Genomic DNA, 16,593 nt, shown 5'->3' on the forward strand with positions numbered 1-16,593 from the left:
ATCAGCTCGCCTTTCTGCTGCTTCTATCGGAGGTTTTGCGCGGGGCAGGCTTTTTCGCCGGCGCCTTTCCGCCCATTTTCGCACTTTGGCGCAGCGCCTCCATGAGGTCGACCACCTTGCTCTCCGGCTCGCGCTTGCGTTTTGGCGGCGCGCGGCCTTCGATCTTGGCTTTCACCAGTTCGACGAGTGCCGCCTCGTACCGGTCGTGATATCCGCTCGGGTCGAAGCTGCCCTGTTTGGTGGCAATGATATGCCCGGCGAGCTCCAGCATCTCCTTGTCGAATTTGATATCGGGAATGTCCTTGAAGACGGAGCCTGCTGAGCGCACCTCATAGTCGAAGTTCAGCATGGTCGCGATGATGTGGTCGTCATGCGCGCGGATGAGCAATGTACGGTTGCGTTGGAAAAGCACGGCTTCGGCAAGGGCTACGACTTTACCATCGAGCATGCCTCTGGCAATCAATGCGAGGGCTTCCGCATCGTGCTCGTCGACCGGCGCCAGATAGTAAGGGCGGTCGAAATAGAGCTTGTCGATCTCATCGCAGGGAATGAAGCCCTGCACATTCAGCACCTTGTCGCTTTCCGGCATGATCTCGGCAATTTCGTCGCCTTCGATGAGGATGTAGTCGCCGCTCTCCATCCTGTAGCCCTTGACCTGCTCGTCGCGCTCCACGGGCTTGCCAGTTTCGCTATCAACGAACCGCCGCTCGACACGATGGCCCGTCCTGCGGTTGACGATATTGAAAGAGACGCGGTCGGAAGAGGAGACGGCCGTATAAAGGCCGACGGCGCAAGCGAGGTCGCCGACCTTCAGATGGCCCTTCCAGCTTGCGCGTGCCGCCATCGCCTCCTCCGTTCAGAGCCTGCTGTTGCCTTTGCCGGTTTCGATCTGCTGGAATTTCCAGCCGCTCCCATCCGGCGCCGGATAGGCGAGCAGCGCATCGCCGTTACCGATCTTCTGGCGTGCGGCTGCGTTTCTTGCGCGATCCATCGCCTGTTCTGCCGTGGCGTAGGGTTCGGACAACGTGTCGCCGAGCTTGTAGGCCCAGCCACTGTCATGCGGAACGATCTGATAAGTGATGTCGGCCATATGCTTTCCTCCTTGTCAGCCGTTTTGGTCATTCATTGCCGAGGCGAGCGGCTGCGCCGCTCGTCGAGCGCGATGATCTTTTCAAGCGATGCGATATCCTCGCTGGTCACGACAGGAACCGGATCGGCGGCGATCGCTTCCAGTACCTCTTTGGACACTGCACCGTTGCGGATTGCCCATTCCAACGTCTCGCGTGTCTCCCGCTCGGCCTTGAGCTGCGCATAGAGCGCGACGATCAGCCGGTCGCGAACATCCATATTTTTGTGCTTGCGGTCGATGTGACGGACATTGGGCATGAGAAAATCGTGCCTCTTCATGAGGTCGCTTCTGAAAAAAACTTCTGAGGGGTAGAAAGGTTCCGTTCGGCAGCGCTCAGCGGAATCAGATCACCACATTGCGGCTTTGAGCTGCAGACACTATTTGAAAGCTATATTCGACAGAGGATTTAAAAATGGCCGATCTCAAGGCTCGTCTCCGTCCCACCGGTGCAAATGCCGTTCTTGGCCGTACCGGTTTCCCGCATGTCACGTCGGTCACCGGCGGCGAGATCGATATCGTCACCAGCCCGTCACAGCCGGGCTTCAACCCGCTCGATCTGCTTTATTCCTCGCTTTCGGCCTGTCTCGTGCTGAGTGCCCGCATGGCGGCCAGCCAGCTCGGCATCCTCGACAAGATCACCGAGATCACCGCCGATGTAACCGGGGAGAAAGCGGCGGAAGGGCTGTCGCGCGTCGCGACATTCAACATCATCTTCTCCATCAAAGGCGACATCGACGAGGAAACGCGACGCAAGATTGCACATATGGCCGAAGACGAGATTTGCACGGTCAGCAACACCATCAGAGGCACCCCGGAATTCGCAACTACGATCTCCGGCTGATCGGATTGCCCGGTTTCAGCATAAAAATTATAGACAATAAGCCCGGAGCATTGCGTGGCCCTCGTGCTCAACCTATGCTCCGGCATCGATTGAAATGACGCCGGCTGAGATGCAGTTCCAGACAGAATCTTCGACCGAACAGAAATCGCAGCGGCCGCTTGTCGCCATCATCGGAGGCGGCGTTTCCGGGGCAGGTGTCGCCTATCATTTGCTGAAGCTCGCCGGCAACGATGCACCAGATATCGTGGTCTTCGAGCCACGCCCGATGCTCGGCCGTGGTCTTGCCTATGACACCGTGGATCCGGCGCACCGCATCAATGTGCCGGCCGCCAAGATGAGCCTGCAGCCGGATGATGTAGAAGAGTTCCAACGCTGGATCGAGGCGAACAATGCCGTGCGCGACGATCCCGAAGCCGCACGCGAGAACGGCCAGCTTTTCCCGCGCCGGCGCGTGTTCGGCGATTATGTCGGCTCGCTTCTGCAGCCCTTCCTGAAGTCGGGCGCCATCACTCATCGCCGCGCCACGGTGACCGCCATCCGTCGCAGGCGTGATGGCTGGGTGATCTCCGACGACAAGGGCGGACTGACGGAGGCCGATATCGTCGCCGTGGCTACCAGCCATCCGCCGCCGGTGGCGCCGGGCAGGCTGGCGGCCACTCTTGGCGATCACCCGCGCTTCATTGCCGATACTACGAAACCGGGCGCCCTCGAGGTCGTGCGGCCGCAGGATAGGGTTCTGGTCATCGGCAACGGGCTGACGGGAGCAGACGTGATTGCCTCGCTTGCGCGAAACGGCCACGAAGGTCCGATTGTCGCGATTTCCCGCCGCGGCCTGCGCTCTCGCGGCCATGCTGCGGCTCCGCAGGAGCCCTTCGGCGATTTCATCGCCGATCCGGCATCCTCGGCAGTCGCGCTGTTGCGTAAGATTCGGCTGACCATTCGCCAGGCAGCCGAGCAGGGCTTGAGCTGGCATGCCGTCATCGATCAGGTGCGCTCCCAGGGACACGATCTCTGGCGGACTTTACCGGTCGCCGAGCGGCGGCGCATCGTTCGGCATCTCAGACCCTATTGGGACGTTCACCGTTTTCGCATCGCTCCCCAGGTGGAGGCAGTGCTCGATGCAGCAATTGAAGCTCGCCGGCTGGAAGTGCTTGCGGGGTCCGTTGCCGATGCCAAGGTCGAGGGTGAAACGATCCACGTTATGCTGCAGCCGCGGCATGCCGGCGAAAGATTGGAACGGACGTTCGATGCCGTCGTCGTCACAACCGGTCCCGCACATGGCGGTATTTTGCAGACGCAGCCCTGGCTCGGTGAACTCGGGCGCGAAGGCTATCTCGTCCTTGATCCGACCGGTCTCGGACTTGCTTGCTCCGAGCGCTCCGAAGCAATCGGAGCGAATGGCCAGGTGATCCCTTCTTTGCTCATTTCCGGTCCGCTTGCACGCGGCACCTTCGGTGAATTGATGGGATTGCCGCAGATCACGGAACATACGGTCTTCGTTGCTCGCGAGATCGCCGAAAAGCTGAAAGAGGCAGCCACGAGATAGTTCGCGGCTCTATTTTCCATCGGCCTGTCGTTCTCTGACTGTCATCGAGACCCCGCTTCTGATACTCGCAGCGTGTCGCGGCTTGCAGGGTGAGCCGCACAGAAAGCCTCGAGATCATGTCGCAAGCCTCTTCTTCCGTTTCCGAAAGCTCTTCTTCCAGCCGTCTTCCGCTTGTCGCCCTCATTATCGGCGGCGCGGCGATCGGCGGATCGCCGATCTTCGTGCGGCTTTCCGAGGTCGGGCCGATGGCAACAGCCTTCTGGCGAGTGGCGCTGGCACTGATACCGATCTTTATCTTCTCGCTTTTGCGCAAGGATAATACCGGCCCCAGGCCGAAGAGCCTGGCCGATTATGGGATGTTGATCCTGCCTGGCGCCGTGCTGGCGCTTGATCTGTCAGCCTGGCATCTGTCGATCACCATGACCTCGGTTGCCAACGCGACACTGCTCGCAAACCTTGCACCGGTCTTCGTCACCGCCATCGGCTTTCTGTTCTTCGGGGCCAAGGTTACCCGCGTCTTCCTGCTCGGCCTCGTCCTGGCATTGGCCGGCGTGGTTGTGCTGAAGGGCGGGCCTGCTGCCTTTGGAAATGGCGATCTGCGCGGTGATGGCGTCGCCATGATCGCCGCCGTCTTCTACGCCTGCTATATCCTGGCGATCGGTGCGTTGCGCAGCCGTTTCGATACGATCCGTATTATGCTATGGAGCACGGCCTCTGCCGCAGTCGGCGTCTTCCCGCTCGCGTTTTTCTTCGAAGGCCACATGCTGCCGGCAAGCCTTTACGGCTGGTCGGTGGTATCAGGCCTTGCCTTCGTCAGCCATGCGGGCGGGCAAGTGGCGATCGCCTATGCGCTTGCCTATCTGCCGGCCGCCTTCTCCTCGCTGACGCTGCTTCTCCAGCCGGTTGTCGCGGCCATTCTCGCCTGGGCGCTGCTCAATGAATCCATCACGGCAATGCAGGCCTTGGGCGGCCTGATCGTTCTTGCCGGCATCATGATCGCAAGACGGGGATAGCTTCGCTTAAGGAAGCTTGACCATTGGCTGCTAGACTGTCCCGGAGTATGTCTTGTACAGGATGCCGGTTTTGCAAGGCTCGATGCCATCGATCGCGATGCTCCGCCAACGCTTGGTGCGGTCCCGGCGTCATGCCCGGACAGCTTCCACTGGTAGGCTATTGGGTTTCTTGCAGTTTGCTTTCTTGCAGCAGCCATTTCTGAATGATTGGCACGTCGGCGTCGCTCAGATCGTGACCGCCGGGGATGACGTCGGAATCGACGGTTGCCCCCGACGTCTTCAGCCGCTCTTCCAGCTCACCGGCATATCTGCCATACGCATCCATCTTGCCGCTGATGACGAGCAGGTCCGTGCCCTTCAGATCGGCATGCGGATAGGTGCTGAGGACCGGCATGGAGCGCAGCAACACCGCCTTATGAATGAGGTTTGGGTGAAGGTAGAGCAGTGAATTCAGTAAGTTAGCGCCATTCGAGTAGCCGACATAGACGACCTTCTTTGGATCGAGACCGTAGGATTTGACCGCGCCTTCGATGAAGGCAGCGAAGGCTTCGGCCTCGTTCTTGATGTCGTCCTGGTCGAAGGAGAAAGGCGTGAGGCGCTTGTACCAGCGCGGAAAGCCTTCCTCGGTCGCGCGGCCACGCACGCCGAGAAGGGTGGCGCGTGGAGCGACTTTGTTCAGCAGCGGCATCAGCGTCGTTTCGTTCCCCCCGGAGCCGTGCAGCAGTACAAAGACGCTGCCGTCTGGATCCGGCGGCGTATAGAAACGATGGACGAAAGGCAGCTCGCGATAATTGACGCGCGGCTGGCCGGGCATGGAAAACTGCGGCAGCACGACCTTCAATTCGCTGAGATTGGTGATCGAATCCTTTGGCGGGATGAAAAGCTTGCTTCCAAGTGTGGCCTGCGGCTCATCCACCAGCATGCCCGGCTGGTTGGTAGCAAGTTCTATGAGCGTGCCGCCGGGCTCGCGGGCATAGAGTGAGCGGAAGTACTTGCGATCGTGCAGATTGGTTGCCGAGGCATTTTCCTTTTCGAGCGCCCTGTGAACGGCAAGCACGGCATCGTCGTCATCTGCGCGGAAGGCGATATGGTCTACCGTGCCGGTACCTGGCGCACCGGACCAGAAGCCACGCGCATCGCGCACATCGATGATGTCTCCGGACTGCGAGACGAGGCGGTCGATCGTGCCGCGATTTGCCTGGAACCTGTAGCCGAAATGGCTCTCGATGAAATGGCGGCTTTCGGAGGGCTTTTCGGTGAGCATGGTCGCGCCACGTACGCGCTGCACGGCGTGTTCGATCGGCACATCGCCGCCCTTCCAGACGGCCGTCGATTTCAGATCCTTGGTGCCGGCAAGCTTGACGATGACATTGTCGGGGTCCTTCAGCCGCAGTACCGGTTCGCCGAATTCATCCGCGGGGCCTTCCGAGCGGAAGCCGAAGCGCATCGCACGCGTCAGCCAGTAACCGATACTGGTCGGATCGATCGCCAGAGACATTTCGCTGATCTGGCCGTAGCCAGCCCGGCCGGGTGCTCCGTCCTCCCAAACGAGGAAGGTGACGAGCGAGCCCGGATTGCCCTCGGCGTCGCCGTAGAAGAGATGAAGCTGCGTGGCGTCCTCGAAACCAGCCGTCTGTTTGACGAGCCGCATGCCGAGGAATCCGGCGTAGAAATCTACGTTCGCCTGCACCTTGCGGGTGATCAGCGTGATATGGTGTATGCCTGAAGCCATGGATGAAAGCCCGAATTGAAAAGGCGAGGCCAGGAGCGCGAGGATAAGGGTCGTTGCTAGCATCATACCGTTGCCAATGGCCTTTTCTCTAATTTTGTTCCGCAAAAAGCACAAGTGCGTCGCCGTGCGGCACGAGCTCCAGCGTCTCGACCTCCTCCAATGCTTCTTCAAGTTGTTGCAGCGTTGCCGGCTTGACCATATAGGCGAGCGCGCCGAGGTCTTTTGCCCGTTGCATGTCGCTTTCGTCGCTGGATGTGCTGAGCACACAGACGGGAATCTGGTTCAGCCGCCGGTCGGCCGAGAGCGCACTCAGCACTTCGAAACCATCCATGATAGGCATGTTGATGTCGAGCAGCATCAGGTCGATCTGCGGCTCGCCCGGGACGCCGACACGCTGCTCCAGAAGCCGTATCGCCTCCCGGCCGTTGGTCGCCACATGCAGATTGAAATTCACCTTCTCGCGCCGCATCAACTTGATCTTCAGAAGCTGGATATCTGCCGGGCTGTCTTCCACTAGCAGCACTTCGGCGAGCCTGCCGCGGCTCTCGTTCGCATGGTCGGATGCTTTTGCCATCTGCGGCTGTCCGCGGATGACCGGCTGATCGCTTGATATTTTAGCGAGCGGTAGTTCGAGCAGGAAGGTCGCACCCCTTCCGTTCTTCGCCTCGCACCAGATCGACCCGCCATGCAGCTGCGCGATGCGGCGGCATATGGCAAGCCCGAGCCCTGTGCCTTCGATGCCGCGGCCGACGAGGCGTTTGAAGGGTTGAAAGATCAGCTCGCGATGATCGGGATCGATGCCCGGCCCGTTGTCGCCGACCGTCAGACGGCATATCCCCTTGTCTGCTATGGCCGAAATGCGCACTTCCGGAACGGCATCCTCACAATAGCGGATCGCGTTGGAAACGAGGTTCTGTAGCAGCTGGATCAGCAGCGTCGCGTCGCCCATCACCTCCGGCAGCGGGCCGCGGGTGATGGCCGCCTGCCGACTTTGGATCTGCTGATGCAGGTTGTGCTCCACCCGATCGAGCACGGCAGACAGCGGCACCGGCCTGAGCTCAAGCTCGCTCGAAACCTCCAGTCTCGTAAAGCCGGAGACCTTGACGATCAGGTCTTCCATGTGGTCGGCGGCGCTCAGTATATAATCGAGAAGCTCACGGTCCTCGGCCGGCAGTTCGGCTGAGCTGTGCAGGATGCGGCTGAAGGATTTGATCGTTCGCAGCGGCTCTTTGAGATCATGCGCCATGGCGCGGGTGAAGATTTCGAGCGATTGCCGCTTCTGCTCGAGCTTTGCTTCCAGTGCACCATGCATCATGGCGTTCTGGATGCAGCGATGCAGCGTCTCCGGCGAAAGCGCGTCCTTGGTGAGATAGTCGCGCGCGCCGCTTTTCATCACTTCAACGGCGACGGTCTCATTGCCCTGGCCGGTCAGCATCACCACATTGGCGCCCCCATTTTGGGCGAGGATTTCCGAGAGCACGCCAAGGCCGTCGCGGCCGGGAAGCGAATAGTCGAGCAAGATGCAGTGAGGGTGCCTCTGGCTGTTGAGGGCGAGACCCTCGTCACCGCTCTCGGCCTCGATCACGGTATAGTTCGTGCCGGGGACCCGCGCCAGCATGCGTCTATAGACTTCCCGGTCGTCTATGTTGTCGTCGATGATGAGAACGCAACAGTTTTCCGCCAAATGTCAGTCCTCTAAAGGCAGGATTGCGATTTCGAACCAATATTCCTTGAGCCGCTGGATAGCGGCGAACAATCCGTCGAGATCGACCGGCTTCTGTACATAGGTGTTGGCGCCGAGCGCATAGCAGCCCTCGATGTCGCGCTCGTCGTCCGATGTCGTGAGGATCACGACGGGGATCTTGCGCCAATGCACGTTGGACTTGATCGCCTCCAGGGTCTTGCGCCCGTCGAGGCCGGGCATATTGAGGTCAAGCAGGATGAGGCCGGGCTTCGGCGTCATGGTGGCGAGTACGTCAAGCGCCTCCTGGCCGGAGGCGGCCCATCGGATGGGGTTGCGCAGATTGGTTCGTTTGAAGGCGCGCGTCGTCGCTTCGAAATCGTCCTCGCTATCCTCGACGATGAGGATCGGTTGCATGTCACGCTGCTGCATTCTGGCCCTCACGCTTCCTTCCTAAGGTAAAATAAAACGTCGTGCCGATGCCGACTTGTGACTCCAGCCATATCTCACCATTGTGGCGCCCGATGATCTTGCGCACGAAGGTGAGCCCGGCGCCGGTGCCGTCCTCGGAATCCTGCGATTTTTCAAGCCGTTTGAAAATACGGAAAATATCCTCGTAGAATTCTTCGGGTATGCCCTTGCCGTTGTCCTTCACGTAGAAGACGTTGCGGGCTGTCATCCCGTCCTTGCCGACATAGCGTTCCAGATAGCCGACGCTGACGAGAGGCAAGGGCTTGTCGTTATATTTGATGGCATTGGTAATGAGATTGCGGAACACCTCGGTAAGGCGAGGTGCATCGCAGACAACCTCCGGCAGCACGCCATCAATGACGATCTTCGCATGCCGCTCCTCCAGAAGGAGCTCCATGGTGGTGGCGACGTCGCGGATGATCGAACCGATGTCGGTTCTTTTGACCGCCAGCTGCTGCCGGCCTATGCGCGAGAAATAGAGAAGATCGTTGACGAGTTTTTCCATGCGTTGACTGAGCCTGACCAGCCGGTTGAGCCTGCGCACACCGTCTTCGTCGAGCTTGTCTTCATAATCTTCCAGGAGGAAGCGGGAATGATTGTGCAGGCCACGCAACGGCTCCTTGAGATCGTGCGAGGCGATATAGGCAAATTCGTCGAGATCGTGGTTGGAGCGCTCGAGATCAGCTGTATAGGCTTCGAGTTGAGCCAGCGTCGTTTTCATCCGCTCCTCCTGGCGCACGCGCTCGCTGATGTCGCGTACTATCCCGACGAAGGTCTTGCTGGAGCCGCCGACGACGGCGCTGACCGACAGGTCGATTGGGAAGACCACACCGTTCTTGCGCCGCCCGGAGACCATGCGCGTGGTGCCGATGATCCGTTCCTCGCCGGTGCGCCGGTAATTGCTGAGATAGGCGTCATGTTCGGAATGATAGGGTTCCGGCATCAGCATCTTGATGTTTCTGCCGATCGCTTCCTGCGGTGTGTAGCCGAACATGGTTTCGGCGGCCGGATTGAAGCTCATGATCCGCCCGGCCTCGTCGATGGCGATCACGGCGTCAGGCGTAGTGCGCACCAGTGCGCTGAAGCGGATGCGCTCGGCTTCCAGATGCTGGCTGTTGCGCATGAAATAGAAGACGAAAATGGCAATCAGCCAGAGCGTCGCTGCCGTGATTGAACGATTGGCAGCTTCCCGCCAGTATTCGTTCTCAGCATGGTTGACGGCAAAAAAGCCAAGCAGGATCAAGAGAGTGCAGACGAACGCGAAGAAAATCGGCGCGTTACGATTTCCGAACCAGAGCGCGGTCAGCACGAGCGGGACATAGAGAATACCGTTTGCCACGCCAAGTGGCGTATAGAGATCGACGATGAGGCTGGTAAAACAGATCGATGCCGGTATCCAGAGGGGGATCTGCGCCCTGTTGGTCGGCAACATCCACCAGGATCTGGCAAGAAGCCCGCACCCGAAAGCTACCAGACCGACGGCCGTAGGAAGAGCCATCGCGGCATAGGGACCCCAGCGATATCCCTGTTCGGCATGGGTGATGTATCCGGCAAGCGCGATCATGCCGAGCGTGATGACGATATAGCTGCTGAGTTCCTGCACGAGCTGGCCGCGTGATCTTCTCCCGTAGAGCGCAAAGAGAATGGAAAGATTGGTGATCAGGAAGATCAGCGCCGTGTTCGGCCCCATACCGCCGCCGACCTGTTCGACAAAGGTTGGAGAGACGAAAAACTGCGTTAGGAACATATCGACATTATGTATCCTGCGGCCGAGTGTGATGATCTCCATCAGGCGCATGCCGGAAAGCAAGGCGGCCAGGCCGCAAGCAATGACGGGTACGATGCGGTTAGGCTTGCCTGTCTCCATCGATGTGGCTAGCCCGACACCCGACAGCACGAAGCAAATGGCGGTATTGAATGCCATGGACGGAAAGCCGGGTACGATAGAGATGATGATTTCGACCTCCAGCAGCCACCCGGTCAGCGCAGCTAGACCGAGCAAGACCAACAGGTAGCCGACGACGAGCGCGACCACGCGGTAGCGACCGCTTTCCGTCCCGTCTCGTCCTGATGTAACGGCATCCCGCACCTGCACCACCTCTCCGCCGTGTCCTGTAGCAAGCCATCTTTTCTGAATTCGCCGAATACTCAATAGGCAGATTGTTGGGCAAAACATGCTTTTCGACAGCAAACTCTCAAAGGTCGATATCGGATTTTATCAAAGTGGCGTTAATGTCTCAGTGAGGAACAATGCAGAACATCAGAAACAATATCCGGATTGTGGTGCCAAATGCCGATCTTGTTTTACGTCGATGACAGCAAGGATGATCTCTTCTATCTCGACTATATTCGAAGGAAACAGCAGGTGGATGTTGATCTATTCTGCTTTTCCAACCCAGAGGCTGCGTTCGAGGCGCTTGAGGAGCGTCTGGAACGAGGCGGCAGTGTGCCGGATGTACTTATCGCTGATCTCTATATGCCCCTCGACAGCGGCAGCAGTCTGATCGCGCGGCTACGGAGGGATGAGCGTTTTTCCGCCATGCGGCTCGGCATCTGCAGTGGTTCGGATGCGGTGGAAGACCGAGAACGGGCGCTTGCAGCCGGTGCCGATTTCTATCTGGAGAAGCCATTGGATTTTATTGGGTTCTTCGGCAATCGGTGATTGCGAAAATGCGACGGAGCTGCATACGCGATACGCCGGAAGTGCGTAGCGCAATTGACAAGCCGGGTAGCACATTTCAAAATGCAACCGAAGAGAGGAAAACCAAAAGGCGCTGAGAGAGCCGCCCGATCCGTGTTCGCCGCCACGAACGTCAGCCAACCCCTTAGCTGAATGGCCCGACCGGCTCTCCCGCGCTTACTTCCGGCACTGTCTTTCCGCATCCATGGATGTTGACTGCGGAGAGATTGGGATACCTAGGTAAGAGCTACTATTCGAGTAAACTGTCCTATGCATCACCTGTAGTCGAGATGTCTCCGCTTGCGATATCGAAAGTCCCCGTTTCGGTATCGGTCATCAACTGTCTCGCAATTTTTGTAGCTGTTCGCGTTTAAGACGTATATCCCAAGATTTCGGGATCGGCGGAAAGAGAATTGGGGAGGAGGAAGAGTGGGAATGACCAGTGCTGCCGCAGTCCCCTTTCATGCCGGTCCGGAACTCAGCCGGGCCATCAACCGCACAGATTTTTTTCGCCTGCTGAAAGCGGCCGCACAGCACTACACTTTCGACAATTTTACCTTGGCGCGCATCTCGGAAGCTGCAGCTCCGTTTGGAGAACGCGATGTCGTCATAACCAATGTCGCCGAACGGCGCATGAGCCTCTTCGTCAAGACTCTCAAGGAAGCTTTGGGAACTGCCAAGGCGCGAACAGCGCAGTTCTTGACGACGCCGGTGCATGGAAAAAGTGCGGCGATAGAAGGCTATCCGCCAGACCTCGTCTTCAATGAATTCAGCGGCAACACATTCCTCTTCATTCCACTGTTTACGCCGGAAGGACGTCGCTACTGCCTGGTGCTCAGCGGCCAGCGCCAGGAGCCGGATCAGGGCGAGTTGGCGGATATTCTGCTCGATGCCATACGCATCTTCGACAAGCTGTATGAGGAAATTCTGACTCAGGAAATGTCCGGTCGACTCACACAGCGCGAAACCGAAATCGTCAAATGGACGAGCGAAGGCAAGACCTCCGCGGAGATCGCCATTATCCTCGGCCTCTCCGAACACACGGTCAATTCCCATATCACGGCCGCAGTCCGGAAACTCGATGCCGTCAACCGCGTTCATATGGTGGCGATTGCCTTGCGAAACGGCCTGGTTTCGTGAGCCGGTTTCATGTCGGGGGAAAGATGAAACGATGAGTGTTGAAGCAACGCGCAGGAATGCGGTGAAGGTATTGTTCGTCGACGACGAGTTCATCGAATTCCGTTCGCTCAAAAAGAAGATTGCCGATCTTTCCGAACCGCGCGTCGATGTCGAATATTCTCAATCGATCGGTGACGCGCTGGACAAGATGAAGGCTGCTCGCTTCGATCTCGTCCTTCTCGACAACCGCTTGTTGCCGAATGCTGATTTTCGCGAGACCGTACCTGAACTCAGGGGCATCGGCTATACCGGCCCGATCGGCGTGGTGTCGACCGATATATCAGGGAACTATTTCCAGGAATTTCCCGATTACGGCGTCGATTTCCGCATCGGCAAAGATGAGATCGACGTCCAAACGCTACAACACATTATCCGAGAATACGTGACCTATAATGTCCCGGATTTTTGGAAGGACGATTACAGCATCTGACCAGGACGCTCTAAGCCGGCAGGCGGATCGCAAAGCGGCTGCCGCTCTCATCGGAATGGTCGAGCTTGATATCGCCGCCGAGCGTGCCGAGCAGGTCCCGCGTGGTCGTCAGGCCAAGCCCCGGTCCTTGCGCCGTGCCTGATTTCGGCAGCTTCCAGAAGGCATCGAAGATCTTCTCCTGATAGTCTGGCTCGATACCGCAGCCATTGTCGGCAACGATGATGCAGCAGTCCGCACCGTCCCGTGTGGCCGTCACGCTGACGCGCGGCGCTGCTGAGCCATGAAATGTCAGCGCATTCGAGAAGAGGTGCTTCAGAACAATGGTCAGAAGTGCGGCATCGCTGCGGATGAGGGGCAGATTGTCCGCATCAAGTGTCGCGCCGCTCACGGGAAATTCGTCCAGCGCTTGCTTCCAGGCCTCTCGTGCAAGGTCGGTGAGGCGCGCGTCGCTTATCGTGATCTGCGGTATCGTTCCCGCAAGGCTCATCAATGCCTTGGTCAGCCGCTGTGCCGTCTGGGCCTTCTCCATGATCATTCTGAGGCTCTGCAGCTGCTCGCCATCGAGCGTCGGCTCCAGATCGTCGAGCAGCATTTCCGCATACATGGCGATATGGCGGAGCGGTGATTGCAGGTCGTGCGAGGCGGTCGCGAGGAAGCGTTTGATGCGCTCCTCCTGATCGCCAGTGGAACCAGTTTCCGGCTTTTTCGCCGTCGGGTTGGAAGACATGTGGCGGTGCTCCCGATCTCTTTGAATTTAACATAGAAAGAGGGCGCCGGCTGTGCAACCGGCGCCCTCTCCAAGTCCCGCTTAAATGTCGGCGGTTTAGCCTGTCGTTTTGCGCGGCTGGCCTGCATCCGGCGGAATGATCTCTACGGCTGCATCGTTCGAAGCCGCGACTGCCTTGGCATGGCGGCGGCGCCAGTCGCCGAGGAAGAGCAAGATCGGTGCTGCGATGAAGACCGAGGATGCAGCCGCAACAAGAATGCCGAACGCCATCGGAATAGCGAAGCTTTCGACCGCGCTGCCACCCCAGATCGCCATCGGCAGCAACGAGAGGAAGGCCGTCGCGTTGGTATAGAGGCTTCGAGCCAGCGTCTCGTTTATCGACTTGTCGATGATTTCGCGCAGCGGCATCGACTTGTAGAGGCGCATGTTTTCACGCATGCGGTCGTAGACGACGACCTTGTCGTTCACCGAGTAGCCGACGAGCGTCAGGATCGCCGCGATGGCCGTCAGGTTGAAGTCCAGCCCCGTCAGCGCGAAGAAGCCGATCGCTTTGGTCACATCGAGTATGAGGGTGACGATAGCGCCGACCGCGAACGGCCATTCGAAGCGGTACCAGATGTAGAACAGCATCGCGAGGCTCGCGATCACGACGGACAGGATACCTGCCCAGGCAAGCTCGCCGCTGACCTTCGGACCGATGACGTCGGTGCCGGTGACGGTCGCCGACGGATCGATCTTAACGATCTCCGCCTTGAGCTTGGTCACGGCTGCGGTCTGCGCCTCTTCACCACCCTCTTGGCGCTGCGCGCGCACCAGCATGGTGTTGTTGTCGCCGAAGGACTGCAGTGCCACTTCGCCGAGGCCGAGGCCGTTCAGGCCCTCGCGGAAGCGGCCGAGATCGGCGGCCTCCTGCGTCTTCACCGACATCTGGATACCGCCACGGAAGTCGACGCCGTAGTTGAGGCCCGGATAGATGAAGAGGGCGATCGAAGCGATTGACAGCAGCGCGGAGACGGTTACGCCGAAGAAGCGCGCCTTCATGAACTGGATATGCTTGTCGTAGGGGCTGAAGGGGATCAGCGGCTTGATGTTGATAGTCTTCATCTTCCGGCGACGGGCGATTTCGATCATCGTCACGCGAACGAAAGCGACCGACGTGAACATCGAGATGATGAGACCGAGCGCCATGGTCACGGCAAAGCCGCGAACCGGGCCGGAGCCGAACCAGAACAGGATCGCCGCTGCAATGAGCGCCGTCATGTTGCCGTCGATAATGGTCGAGTAAGCACGGCGGAAGCCGGTGTCGATAGCAGCAAAGGCGCTCTTGCCCTTGCGGGTTTCTTCACGGATGCGTTCGTTGATCAGGACGTTCGCATCGACCGCAAGGCCGATGCCGAGCACGACGCCGGCGATGCCGGGCAGCGTCAGTGTCGCACCGACGAGCGTCAGTGCCGAGAAGGTCAGGATCGTGTGGATAAGAAGCGCGATATTCGCGAGGATGCCCCATGTGCCGTAGAGCACGAAGATGAAGGCAGCCACGAGCACGAAACCAACGACGCCTGCATAGAGACCCATGCGGATAGCGTCCGCGCCGAGGTCGGCACCGACCGTACGTTCTTCGATGACGGTCAGCTTGGCGGGCAGGGCGCCGGCGCGCAGCATAGCCGCGAGTGTATTTGCGCTATCCGTCGAGAAGTTGCCGGAGATTTGACCCGAGCCGCCGGTGATCGGCTCGCGGATGACGGGCGCGCTCAGCACCTTGTCGTCAAGCACGATCGCGAATGGATTGCCGACGTTCTGGCGGGTGATATCGGCAAAGCGGGTCGCGCCGGCGCTGTCGAAGCGGAAGGTGACGACCGGCTGCTGGCTCTGGTCGAAGCTGACGCGGGCATCCGAGAGGCGGTCGCCGGAAATCTCGACGCGGTCGAGAACCGGGTAGCTGTTGCCTTCGTCGTCTTTCATGATCGTCACGCCCGGACCGGCCTGGCCGTTCGGGGCGAGCATATGGAAGGACATCTTGGCGGTAGAGCCCAGAAGTTCGCGAAGGCGGGACGGATCCTGCGCACCCGGAAGCTGCACGAGAATGCGGTTTGCGCCGATGCGCTGGATCGTCGGCTCGGCAACGCCGACCTGGTCGACGCGCTGCCGGATGACTTCAAGGCTCTGCGCAACCGCATTGTCGACATTGGTTGCAATACCAGCCGGCGAGAAGCCGATGGTGATATTGCCGCCGTCAGCGGTGACCGAAAGGTCCGATTGGCCGGCGCTGATGCCGCTGGCGATGGTATTGCCGAGCGTGCGAAGCTGCGTGACGGCAGCATCGCTTTGCTGAGGATCGGCGAGCGAAACAACGATGTTATTATTGTTGCGAACGACTGACTTCGGCTGGATGTTTTTTTCGCGCAGTACACGGCGAGCATCCTGCAGCAACGAATTCAGGCGCTCCTTGGTGAGGTCGGCTTCATCGACTTCGAGCACGAGGTGCGAACCGCCGCGAAGGTCGAGACCAAGAGAAACCTGATTGTGCGGCAACCAGGAGGGGACGCGCTGCAGCACGCTCTGCGGCAGCGCGTTCGGCAGGGCGATCAACAGGCCGAGCACGATGATCACCGTATAGGTGAACACCAGCCATGGTGAATTACGCATGTTTTAAATCCTTGGATAATGCTTGGGCCGGCGCAACGCGCTGCGGCATGTCTACATGTCTGTTGGGATCAGAAGCACCCGATGCGACGGGATTCAGGCAGCCAGCGGCGGCGCGCGGGGCTGGTGAGCCCGGCTAGCGGCAAGGCGCAGCGGGCCCTGGAATTCAGAAGCCGGCGCGGCTTGGCGCCAGTCGGTGAATTGCAGCGCCGGCGCGGCGCTGAGAGCCGCCGGGCCGGCGTCATGGAGCTGTTGTTTCGGTGAAACCTTTCGGTCGCTGATCAAAAGCCCGCGGATGGCGTCGCGCGCAGTGATCTGCGTCTGCTGTGAATCTCGATTGGAAGACGAGAGGCTGTTTGGCGCCGATAAAGGGCCGATGACGATGTTGCCGCCGAAGAGCAGACCGAGATAGGCGAAAATCGCAACGACGACGGAAGCGGCAATGCGGTTCGCCAGACGGCGCTGACCCAGCTCCGTCTCTTCCGTCTCGGCGATTTCACTCCCAAATCGGCTCAAAGGCG

16 protein-coding genes are annotated in these 16,593 nt (G+C 59.3%); 6 read left to right on the plus strand and 10 right to left on the minus strand.

Annotation, left to right across the window (positions count from 1 at the left end):
* Position 1: 1 nt before the first annotated feature.
* Genes FHT78_RS23205 through FHT78_RS23215 form a run of 3 tightly spaced genes read right to left on the minus strand, consistent with a single transcriptional unit; the run spans position 2 to position 1,386 of the window.
* Positions 2 to 844 (minus strand): Ku protein, encoded by an 843-nt coding sequence (locus FHT78_RS23205; protein ID WP_183748926.1) that lies wholly within the window; start codon positions 842 to 844, stop codon positions 2 to 4.
* 12 nt (positions 845 to 856) lie between these two features.
* Complete coding sequence (locus tag FHT78_RS23210) at positions 857 to 1,090, minus strand: DUF2188 domain-containing protein (RefSeq protein ID WP_183748927.1); 234 nt, start codon at positions 1,088 to 1,090, stop codon at positions 857 to 859.
* A gap of 32 nt (positions 1,091 to 1,122) precedes the next feature.
* A complete protein-coding gene (locus tag FHT78_RS23215) occupies positions 1,123 to 1,386 on the minus strand; it encodes a hypothetical protein (protein WP_183749150.1) in 264 nt (87 codons plus the stop codon).
* A 155-nt stretch (positions 1,387 to 1,541) separates the two neighbouring features.
* Here FHT78_RS23215 and FHT78_RS23220 point away from each other — a divergent pair, with 155 nt between their 5' ends.
* From FHT78_RS23220 to FHT78_RS23230, 3 genes are all read left to right on the plus strand, one after another.
* Positions 1,542 to 1,970 carry an OsmC family protein gene (locus FHT78_RS23220; protein WP_183748928.1) on the plus strand — a complete coding sequence of 143 codons (429 nt, stop codon included), beginning with the start codon at positions 1,542 to 1,544 and terminating at the stop codon, positions 1,968 to 1,970.
* Positions 1,971 to 2,064: 94 nt separating this feature from the next.
* Positions 2,065 to 3,516 (plus strand): FAD/NAD(P)-binding protein, encoded by a 1,452-nt coding sequence (locus FHT78_RS23225; RefSeq protein ID WP_183748929.1) that lies wholly within the window; start codon positions 2,065 to 2,067, stop codon positions 3,514 to 3,516.
* 116 nt (positions 3,517 to 3,632) lie between these two features.
* Positions 3,633 to 4,529 (plus strand): DMT family transporter, encoded by an 897-nt coding sequence (locus tag FHT78_RS23230; RefSeq protein ID WP_183749151.1) that lies wholly within the window; start codon positions 3,633 to 3,635, stop codon positions 4,527 to 4,529.
* A 157-nt stretch (positions 4,530 to 4,686) separates the two neighbouring features.
* Here the strand turns inward: FHT78_RS23230 and FHT78_RS23235 are convergent, their stop codons facing one another.
* From FHT78_RS23235 to FHT78_RS23250, 4 genes are all read right to left on the minus strand, one after another.
* Positions 4,687 to 6,261, minus strand: a complete 1,575-nt coding sequence (locus tag FHT78_RS23235) for a VOC family protein (protein WP_183748930.1) — start codon at positions 6,259 to 6,261, stop codon at positions 4,687 to 4,689.
* 88 nt (positions 6,262 to 6,349) lie between these two features.
* Entirely contained in the window at positions 6,350 to 7,945 is a 1,596-nt protein-coding gene (locus FHT78_RS23240; protein ID WP_183748931.1) for a response regulator, read from the minus strand.
* Positions 7,946 to 7,948: 3 nt separating this feature from the next.
* Positions 7,949 to 8,374, minus strand: coding sequence for a response regulator (locus FHT78_RS23245; RefSeq protein WP_183749152.1), 426 nt, complete (start codon positions 8,372 to 8,374; stop codon positions 7,949 to 7,951).
* A complete protein-coding gene (locus FHT78_RS23250; RefSeq protein WP_183748932.1) occupies positions 8,361 to 10,502 on the minus strand; it encodes a PAS domain-containing sensor histidine kinase in 2,142 nt (713 codons plus the stop codon). The genes FHT78_RS23245 and FHT78_RS23250 overlap by 14 nt, the downstream gene beginning before the upstream one ends.
* A 201-nt stretch (positions 10,503 to 10,703) precedes the next feature.
* On the opposite strand from FHT78_RS23250, the gene FHT78_RS23255 reads away from it, so the two are divergent.
* The 3 genes from FHT78_RS23255 (at position 10,704) to FHT78_RS23265 (ending at position 12,702) form a co-directional block, all read left to right on the plus strand.
* Positions 10,704 to 11,075 carry a response regulator gene (locus tag FHT78_RS23255; RefSeq protein ID WP_183748933.1) on the plus strand — a complete coding sequence of 124 codons (372 nt, stop codon included), beginning with the start codon at positions 10,704 to 10,706 and terminating at the stop codon, positions 11,073 to 11,075.
* Positions 11,076 to 11,528: 453 nt separating this feature from the next.
* Positions 11,529 to 12,233: a helix-turn-helix transcriptional regulator gene (locus FHT78_RS23260; RefSeq protein ID WP_183748934.1), complete on the plus strand. Its 705-nt coding sequence runs from the start codon at positions 11,529 to 11,531 to the stop codon at positions 12,231 to 12,233.
* A gap of 31 nt (positions 12,234 to 12,264) precedes the next feature.
* On the plus strand, positions 12,265 to 12,702 hold the full coding sequence (locus FHT78_RS23265) for a response regulator (RefSeq protein WP_183748935.1): 438 nt from the start codon (positions 12,265 to 12,267) through the stop codon (positions 12,700 to 12,702).
* Positions 12,703 to 12,712: 10 nt separating this feature from the next.
* Here FHT78_RS23265 and FHT78_RS23270 read toward each other — a convergent pair whose 3' ends face one another.
* The 3 genes from FHT78_RS23270 to FHT78_RS23280 form a co-directional block, all read right to left on the minus strand.
* Complete coding sequence (locus tag FHT78_RS23270; RefSeq protein WP_183748936.1) at positions 12,713 to 13,429, minus strand: HAMP domain-containing sensor histidine kinase; 717 nt, start codon at positions 13,427 to 13,429, stop codon at positions 12,713 to 12,715.
* A 96-nt stretch (positions 13,430 to 13,525) separates the two neighbouring features.
* On the minus strand, positions 13,526 to 16,075 hold the full coding sequence (secD, locus tag FHT78_RS23275; protein WP_183748937.1) for a protein translocase subunit SecD: 2,550 nt from the start codon (positions 16,073 to 16,075) through the stop codon (positions 13,526 to 13,528).
* Between the two features lie 93 nt (positions 16,076 to 16,168).
* The gene (locus FHT78_RS23280) at positions 16,169 to 16,588 is read right to left on the minus strand and encodes a hypothetical protein (RefSeq protein WP_183748938.1); all 420 of its coding nucleotides are present in this window, start codon (positions 16,586 to 16,588) and stop codon (positions 16,169 to 16,171) included.
* Positions 16,589 to 16,593: the final 5 nt, after the last annotated feature.

Source organism: Rhizobium sp. BK196 (assembly GCF_014193255.1).
Classification (GTDB): Bacteria; Pseudomonadota; Alphaproteobacteria; order Rhizobiales; family Rhizobiaceae; genus Rhizobium.